Annotated in this window: 8 protein-coding genes and 1 pseudogene; 6 read left to right on the top strand and 3 right to left on the bottom strand. The window is 70.6% G+C overall.

Going from position 1 to position 8253, the window contains the following annotated elements:
- On the top strand, positions 1-798 hold a 798-nt coding region (locus AC6EI8_RS21725; RefSeq protein WP_498382849.1), incomplete at its 5' end, for an MFS transporter.
- Here AC6EI8_RS21725 and AC6EI8_RS21720 read toward each other — a convergent pair.
- From AC6EI8_RS21720 to AC6EI8_RS21710, 3 genes are all read right to left on the bottom strand, one after another.
- The gene (locus AC6EI8_RS21720; RefSeq protein ID WP_498382848.1) at positions 783-1433 is read right to left on the bottom strand and encodes a 4-carboxy-4-hydroxy-2-oxoadipate aldolase/oxaloacetate decarboxylase; all 651 of its coding nucleotides are present in this window, start codon (positions 1431-1433) and stop codon (positions 783-785) included. The genes AC6EI8_RS21725 and AC6EI8_RS21720 overlap by 16 nt on opposite strands.
- An 85-nt stretch (positions 1434-1518) precedes the next feature.
- Entirely contained in the window at positions 1519-2550 is a 1032-nt protein-coding gene (locus AC6EI8_RS21715) for a Bug family tripartite tricarboxylate transporter substrate binding protein (RefSeq protein WP_498382847.1), read from the bottom strand.
- A gap of 127 nt (positions 2551-2677) precedes the next feature.
- Positions 2678-3397 carry an RraA family protein gene (locus AC6EI8_RS21710; protein ID WP_498382846.1) on the bottom strand — a complete coding sequence of 240 codons (720 nt, stop codon included), beginning with the start codon at positions 3395-3397 and terminating at the stop codon, positions 2678-2680.
- Between the two features lie 87 nt (positions 3398-3484).
- On the opposite strand from AC6EI8_RS21710, the gene AC6EI8_RS21705 reads away from it, so the two are divergent.
- The 5 genes and pseudogenes from AC6EI8_RS21705 to AC6EI8_RS21685 all read left to right on the top strand — a co-directional run.
- Entirely contained in the window at positions 3485-4417 is a 933-nt protein-coding gene (locus AC6EI8_RS21705) for a LysR family transcriptional regulator (RefSeq protein ID WP_150083816.1), read from the top strand.
- A 243-nt stretch (positions 4418-4660) separates the two neighbouring features.
- A pseudogene (locus AC6EI8_RS21700) lies at positions 4661-5628 on the top strand (ABC transporter substrate-binding protein).
- Positions 5625-6812 (top strand): FMNH2-dependent alkanesulfonate monooxygenase, encoded by a 1188-nt coding sequence (ssuD, locus tag AC6EI8_RS21695; RefSeq protein ID WP_498382845.1) that lies wholly within the window; start codon positions 5625-5627, stop codon positions 6810-6812. The pseudogene AC6EI8_RS21700 and the gene ssuD overlap by 4 nt, the downstream one beginning before the upstream one ends.
- 5 nt (positions 6813-6817) lie before the next feature.
- Positions 6818-7681 carry an aliphatic sulfonate ABC transporter permease SsuC gene (gene ssuC, locus AC6EI8_RS21690; protein WP_149316080.1) on the top strand — a complete coding sequence of 288 codons (864 nt, stop codon included), beginning with the start codon at positions 6818-6820 and terminating at the stop codon, positions 7679-7681.
- 98 nt (positions 7682-7779) lie between these two features.
- Positions 7780-8253: ATP-binding cassette domain-containing protein (locus AC6EI8_RS21685; RefSeq protein ID WP_498382843.1), on the top strand; the 474-nt coding region annotated here is incomplete at its 3' end.

Raw genomic sequence — 8253 nt, 5'->3', positions numbered from 1 at the left:
TGGGCCACGGCCATCATCTTCGGCGGGGTATCGGTGGCCTCGGTGGTCGGCGTGCCGCTGGGGGCGTGGCTGGGCGAACTGGTCGGCTGGCGCGCGGCCTTCGGCGCGATGGCGATCTGCAGCGGCCTGATCTTCGTGCTGAACGTGGCCACGCTGCCGCCGCTGCCGGCCGCCGCCCGCGGCTCGCGGCAAGGTCTGCGCGCGCAATTCGGCAACCGCGGGGTGCGGCTCGGCCTGACGGTGACGTTTTTCCTGGTGGCCGGCCACTTCATGGCCTACACCTTCGTGCGGCCCTTGCTGCAGCAGGTCTCGGGCTTCGGCGCGGGGTGGATCGGCGTGCTGCTGTTCGGCTACGGCGTGGCCGGCATGATCGCCAACTTCGCCGCGGGGCCGCTGGCCGGACGGCATCCGGGACGCGCGCTGCTGGCCGTCGCGCTGGCGTTGAGCACGACGCTGCTGCTGTTCGCGGCGCTGGGCGGCACCATGGCCGGTGGCGCGGTGCTGCTGCTGTGCTGGGGACTGTCGTACGGCGCGGTGTCGGTCTCGGTGCAGAGCTGGATGCTGCGCGCCGCCGACGGCCTCGACGGCATCGAGGCCGCAACCGCGCTGCTGGTGTCGGTCTTCAACCTCGGGATCGCGCTGGGCTCGTTCTTCGGCGGCATCGCGGTCGACGCGGCGGGGCTGCATGCGACGCTGCTGATCGCCGGTGCGCTGACGCTGGCGGCGCTGGTCACTAGCCTGCGCATGCAGCGCGCGCCGGCGGCGGCTTCCGCTGGCCTGGCTCAATGCAGGCCGTAGCGCGCCAGGGTGTCCCGCAGTTCCAGCAGGTCGACCATGGTGGCGCCGCCGGCCAGCCGCTCGCGCATCTGCTGCTCCTTGCGTTCGCGCGCCTCGCTGGCCTCGATGACCTGCGCCACCTGCTCGCGCGCCACCACGACCAGGCCGTCGCGATCGCCAACCACGATGTCGCCGGGGCGGATCGCGGCGCCGCCGACGATCAGCGGCACGCCCAGCTTGCCCGGCTGCTGCTTGTTGGTGCCGCGGATGCAGACGCCGCGGCAGAACACCGGGAATCCCATCTCGACGATGCTGGCCGCGTCGCGCACCGCGCCGTCGATGACGAGCCCGGCCAGACCGATCGTCTGCGCCGCGAAGGTCAGCACGTCGCCCCACGGGCCGGCCTCGGCGAAGCCCTTGGCGTCCACCACCAGCACGTCGCCGGGCCGCGCCTTGGTCAGCGCGTAGTGGATCATCAGATTGTCGCCGGGACGGACATCCACGGTCAGCGCGGGTCCGGCCAGCCGCATGCCGGGATCGAGCGCGGCGATGCGCGGATCGACCGCGCCCTGCTGGCCCTGTGCCTCGTGGATGGTGGCCGTGCCGAGCCGCTTCAGGCGGTCGAGCTGCGCGGTAGTGATGTCGGCTTGCGTCATGGCTAGCGGGAAGTCCGGATCAGGAAAGGGGTGAAGGCTGGGATGCGAGCGGGGATGCCGGGCGGCGATGGGGCCGGGATGCGATTCAGTCCACCGTGGCGCCGGAGCGCTTGACCAGCGATTCCCAGTACGGCATTTCCCTGGCAATGAAGGCGCGGAACTGCGCGGTGGTGCCGCGCACGTCCGTCGAACCCATGTCCGACAGCTTGCCGGCGATGTCCGGCTGGCCCAGCACCGCGTTCAGCGCGGCGTTCAGCCGCTGCACCAGCGGCGCCGGCGTATCGGCCGGCACGAACAGGCCATACCAGTTCTCGATCACGAAGCCGGGGAAGCCGGCCTCCTGCATCGTCGGCAGATCGGGCAGCGTGCGGGCGCGTCTGGCACCGGTGGTAGCGAGCGGACGCAGCCGTCCGGATTTCAGTTGCGGGGCGATCGCGGTGGTGGTCTCGAAGGCGATCGGCACCTGGCCGGCAATCACGTCGGCGAGCGCCGGCCCCTGTCCGCGATACGGGATATGGACGATGTCGAGCTGGCGTTCGAGCTTGAGCATCTCGCCGGCCAGATGCTGCGGGCTGCCGCTGCCGCCCGAAGCGTAGCTGTATTTGCCGGGCGCGGCCTTGGCCAGCGCGACCAGCTGCGCCACCGAATTCACCGGCAGCGCGCTGTTGACGTACAGCACCAGCGGCACCGACGCGACCTCGCCGACCGGCGCCAGCGCACGGGTGGGATCGAGCTTGAGCTGGTAGAGATTGCGGTTGATCACGATGCCGGTGTTGTTGCCCAGCAGCGCGGTGCAGCCGTCGCCCTTGGCGCGCGCGACGAACTCCGTGCCGATATTGCTGCTGGCGCCGCCGCGGTTGTCGACGATCACGGGCACGCCGAGCTGCTTCGACAGCCCGGGTGAGACGATGCGCGCGAGGATGTCGGTGGTGCCGCCGGGCGGGTAGGGCGACACGATCCGCAGGGTCGCGCACGGATAGGGCTCGGGCGTGGCGGCGCGGGCGTTCGGGGCGGCAAGGCCGAGGCCCGCCATCGCGGCGGCGGCGAGCAGCAGGGCGTGCCGGCGCGAAGGGCGGCGCGAAGAAAGGCGGCGAGCGTGGCCAGGTTCGATGTTCATGCTGTCTCCTGATGCAATTCGGTGCGACGTGTTTCGTCGTCTGTGGGCAAGGGTTCAATGCCGGCGGCGTTGGACCGCCAGAGGCCGTCGAGGACCGTCGATGCTCGTCAATGACCTTCGGTGTCCGCTAATGGCCGGCGCGCTGCAGCACGTGATACCCGAACTGGCGGCGGGCCTCGCGCAGCGCCATGCCGCCCAGCGCCGCGTCGAGGATCCGCTGCTCGACATCGCGCGTCCGCAGCGCGCGCTCGATCACGCGCGGCGCCTGCGATCGCGGAATGACGACCACGCCGTCGGCATCGGCCAGCATGTAGTCGCCGGCCACCACGCGCACGTCGCCGAGGCTGACCGGCTGCCCGACGGCGGAGACCTGCACGCGATCCTTGCCGGTACGCATGAAGCGTCCGCGGGCATACAGCGGATAGCCGGCGGCATCGGCTTCCGCGGTGTCCCGGCAGACCCCGTGGATCACGGTGCCAGCGATGCCGCGATGCGCCGCCAGCCGGCTCATGATGCCGCCCCAGACGGTGCAGTCCAGCCGGCCGCCGTTGTCGAGCACGGCCACCGCGCCGGCCGGGATGTCGTCGAGAAAATCGCCGACGGTGCCGGGGGAGGCCACATCCACCGGCACGAAGCTGACGGTGAAGGCCGGGCCGAACAACGCCGGCGCGCCGGCGATCGGCTGGATGCCCAGCGCGCTGCCGGGCAGGCGGAAATAGTCCAGGGCGTCGGAAACCTCGGCGGTGGAGAGCTCGCGGACGGCCTGCAGCCAGTCGTCTTCCCGCTTGTCTCCCTGCCCGTCTTCGCGTCCCACTGCGTGGCCGTCCCCGTGTTGCATGGCTTGCATGTCGATGTCCTCGTAAGCTTGAGGCGCAGTTTCAAGTAAAGTGCGAGCCGGATCAAACATCGATTATTGGACTCGGATTCAGAAAAAATGAACTTGCGACAGCTCAGCTATTTCTGCGCCGTGGTCGACGCGGGCAGCGCCGTCGAGGCCGCCAGCCGGCTGTTCGTCGCGCCGACGGCGATCAGCATGCAGATCGCGCAGCTCGAGGGCCAGCTCGGCGCGCCCGTCTTCGATCGTTCGACCCGGCCCATGTCGCTGACCGCCACGGGGCGCTTCCTGTATCCGCGCGCCAAGGACCTGCTGTCGCAGATGCGGCGGCTCGACGAGGAGGCGCGCGCGGTCGCCGCCGGCAATCTCGGCTGGCTCGGCATCGGCTTCACGCGCTCGGCGATCTTCTCGATCCTGCCCACGGCGGTGCGCCGCTTCCGCAAGCGCTTTCCCGATGTCCATCTCGATCTGGTCGAGCAACTGTCCGAGCATCAGCCCGCGCTGCTGCGGCGCGGGCGCATCGATGTGGGCATCTCGCGCTATATCGGCGAGTTCGAGCGCCCTGCCGATCTCGTGCATACGGTGCTGTTCGAGGAGCCCTTCGTCGCGGCGCTGCCGGCGACGTCGGCACTCGCGCGGCGCAAGTCGCTGCGCGCGGCCGATCTCGGCGCGATGGCGCTGATCCGGTATCCGAAGGACCCGCAGAGCGGCTTTGCCGACCTGATGCTGGCGGCGCTGCGCGAGGCGGGCGCGGACCCGCTGCCGGGCCACGAGGCGATCGAGATCCATACCGCGCTGGGGCTGGTGGCCGCCGGACTCGGCTTCACGCTGGTGGGCGCCTCGGTCGCCGAGGCGAACCGGCCCGATGTCGCCTTCGTGCCGATCGCGGACCTCGGCACCCGCGCGACCGTGGTGGCGGTGACGCGGGCCGATGCGTCGCCGCCGGCGGTGCAGGCCTTCGTCGCCGCGCTGAAGGAGGGCAGGGGCGGCCCGGAGCGCCCCGCGCCGCGACGGAAGTCCCGCGCGGGGTAGCGCGTCGCCGACGTGGCGCGTCGCCGTCATGTCGCCTTCCACTGCCATATCGTGGGGCACGGGGATGGCGGCATGATGGCCAACGTCGTGGTGCTGGCGCCGGGGCAGACCGTCGCGTCGTTGCCCTTGATGCGCGCGCATCCCACATGCGCTGACCGCGTATCGAAATCCGAAACGCTTCGTTTGTCATGGCGGCCCGCCGGGCTATCGTCGGGGCTACTCCGATCCCCGACCCATCAAGCCATGACGCTTTCGATCCCGAATCACGCGCTTCGCGGCCTCCGCGGCCTGCGCGGGCTGGCCGCGCTCGCCATCGCCTGCGCCGCCGTGGCCGCATCCGGCGCCGCGCTGGCCCAAACCGCCGCCGATACCTTGCGCATCGGCTACCAGAAGTCCGCCAGCCTGCTGGTGCTGATCAAATCGCAGCAGTCGCTCGAGCGCCGGCTCGCGCCGCTGGGCACCGCGGTCAAGTGGGTGGAATTTCCTGCCGGTCCGCAATTGCTGGAGGGCCTGAACGTCGGCGCCGTCGATGTCGGCTTCGTCGGCGAGGCGCCGCCGATCTTCGCGCAGGCCGCCGGGGCCGACTTCGTCTACATCGGTTTCGATCCCGCCGCGCCGCAAGCCGAAGCCATCGTGGTGCGCCGGGACTCGCCGGTGCGCACGGTGGCCGATCTGAAGGGCCGCAAGGTCGCGCTGAACAAGGGCTCGAACGTCCATTACCTGCTGGTCAAGGCACTGGAGAAGGCCGGGCTGAAGATCACCGATATCCAGCCGGTCTATCTCGCGCCGGCCGATGCGCGCGCGTGCTGGCCGATGGCCGCGGGCTCGTCAACAACTACGCCTACTACCTTGCCGCGCGGCGCTTTGCCACGCAGAAGCCACAGATCGTCGAGGCGCTGTTCGATGAACTGTTGCAGCAGGGCCGGCGCCTGAAGGCCGATACGCGTGCCGCCGCGGCGTCGATCGCCCCGCAGCAGGGGCTGGATGCCGACGTCGTCGAACGCACGCTCAATCGCAGCGAGTTCGGCGTCGCGCCGCTGACGCCGGCCGTCGCCGCGCAACAGCAGCAGATCGCCGATACCTTCCACGCACTGAAGCTGATTCCGAAGCCGATCCGCATTGCCGATGCGTTGCCTGCCGAGCGGGACAAATCGGAGAAACGGGACGCCGTCGCACAGCGCGGGGCGCTCCAGGCCGGAGATGCCCGATGAAAGTCCTGTGGTTCCTGCCCACGCATGGCGATTCGCGCTACCTGGGCACCGCCAGGGGCGCGCGCGCCGCGACCTTCGACTACTTCAAGCAGGTCGCGATCGCGGCCGACAGCCTGGGCTACGAGGGCGTGCTGCTGCCGACGGGCCGCTCCTGCGAGGACTCGTGGATCCTGGCCTCGAGCCTGATCGACGCCACGCGGCGGCTCAAGTTCCTGGTGGCGTTGCGCCCCGGGCTGATGCAGCCGTCGCAGACCGCGCGCATGGCGGCGACGCTGGACCGGCTGTCGGGCGGGCGTCTGCTGGTCAACCTTGTCACCGGCGGCGATCCGGAAGAGCTGCAGGGCGATGGCCTGTTCCTGTCGCATCGCGACCGCTATGCGCTGTCGCGCGAATTCCTGACGATCTGGCGCGAGATCCTGGCGCGCAGCCACGATGGCGAGGCGTTCGACTTCGCCGGCGACCATCTGCGCGTGGAGGGCGCGAAGGCGCTGTATCCGCCGATCAGCCGGCCCTATCCACCGCTGTTCTTCGGCGGCTCGTCGCCCGAGGCCCACGACCTTGCCGCCGAGCAGGTCGATACCTATCTGACCTGGGGCGAGCCGCCGGCGGCGGTGGCGCAGAAGATCGCCGACGTGCGCGCACGCGCCGCCGCGGTCGGCCGCACGCTGCGTTTCGGCATCCGCCTGCACGTGATCGTGCGAGAGACCGAGGAGGAAGCGTGGCGCGCGGCCAGCGAACTGGTGTCGCATCTGGACGAGGACGTCGTCGCCGCGGCCCAGCGCAAGTTTGCCGCGATGGATTCGGTGGGCCAGCGCCGGATGGCGCAGTTGCATGGTGGCCGCTTCAACCGGGACGACGTCCGCCAGGGCCTGGAGATCGCGCCGAACCTGTGGGCCGGCGTCGGGCTGGTGCGAGGCGGCGCCGGTACGGCGCTGGTCGGCAACCCCGAGCAGGTGGCGGCGCGCATCCGGGAATACGCGGACCTGGGGCTCGAATATTTCATCCTGTCCGGCTACCCGCATCTGGAAGAGGCGCACCGCTTCGCCGAACTGGTGTTTCCGCTGCTGCCGCTGGCGCAGCGCGAGGCCGCCCAGCGCGTGCTGACCGGACCGTTCGGCGAGATCGTCGCCAATACCTTCGTGCCTTCGGCGGCCACGCCAGGCGCCAATCTGTCCGCGAGTTGAACGCCATGTCGAATCCCTCGAAAAGCGGTGCCGCGCTGGCGGCCGATTTTCCCGCGGCCGCGCCGGCGCGCGCGCTGCTGCCCCAGGGCTGGGCGGCTTCCGTGCTGCGGCGCGGCCTGCCGTGGCTGGTGCCGGCCCTGATCCTGCTGCTGTGGGAGCTGGCCTCGCGCAGCGGCTGGCTGTCGAGCCGCGTGCTGCCCGAGCCGCTGGCCGTGGTCGCTGCGTTCCGCACGCTGGCGCTGTCCGGCGAGCTGTGGCAGCACACCGCGGTCAGCGCGTGGCGCGCACTGGCGGGCCTGGCGATCGGCGGCGGACTCGGGCTGTTGCTGGGGCTGCTGAACGGCACGTTCCGCACGGCCGAGACGCTGCTCGATTCGAGCCTGCAGATGGTGCGCAATATCCCCGCGCTGGCGCTGATTCCGCTGGTGATCCTGTGGTTCGGCATCGACGAGGCGGCCAAACTGTTCCTGGTCGCGGTCGGCGTGTTCTTTCCGATCTATCTGAACACCTTCCACGGCATCCGCTCGGTCGACAAGGGACTGATCGAGATGGCGCGCAGCTACGGGCTGTCGGGTTGGGCGCTGTACTGGCAGGTGATCCTGCCCGGCGCGCTGCCGTCGATCCTGGTGGGGCTGCGCTTCTCGCTCGGGCTGATGTGGGTGCTGCTGATCGTCGCGGAAACGATCTCCGCGCAGGCCGGCATCGGCTACCTGACGATGAACGCGCGAGAGTTCCTGCAGACCGACGTGGTGCTGGTCGGCATCCTGCTCTATGCGCTGCTGGGCAAGCTGGCCGACCTGCTGGCCAAGGGGCTGGAGCGGTGGTGGCTGCGGTGGCATCCGGGCTATCAGAGCGCGGCGAAAGGCTGATCCCTCGGCCTGACCCCATCGGCCTGACCCCATCGGCCAGACCCCATCGGCCCGTCAAATCGACCTGATCGCGATCGACCCCTACCGGAGTTCATCCAATGCATGCCATGCAACAACATCTGCCGCTGCGGCGCGCGGGCAGGGAACCCGTCGAGCCCGGCGAGCCCACCGATCTGACCGCGCGGGCCGGGGCGCGCAGCGCCGAGCGCAATACCGACGGCCCCCATGCCACCCACGCCACCGGCCGCCCCCGCGGCACCGAGGTCGCGGTCAGCGGCCTGCACAAGGCCTATGGCGGCCGCACCGTGCTGCAGCACATCGACCTGCGCATCGCGCCGGGCGAATTCGTCGCCATCGTCGGCCGCAGCGGCTGCGGCAAGAGCACGCTGTTGCGGCTGGTCGCCGGGCTCGAAAGCCCCAGCGCGGGGCGGATCGCGCTCGACGGCCGGCCGCGGGACGGCCATGACGACGGAACCCGCATCATGTTCCAGGACGCGCGGCTGCTGCCGTGGAAGCGCGTGCTCGACAACATCGCGCTGGGCCTGCCGGGCCGGGAAGGGCGCGAACGCGCG

The organism is Cupriavidus sp. R6-3, assembly GCF_059772245.1.
This window is presented reverse-complemented; position numbering and strand designations above follow the sequence as displayed.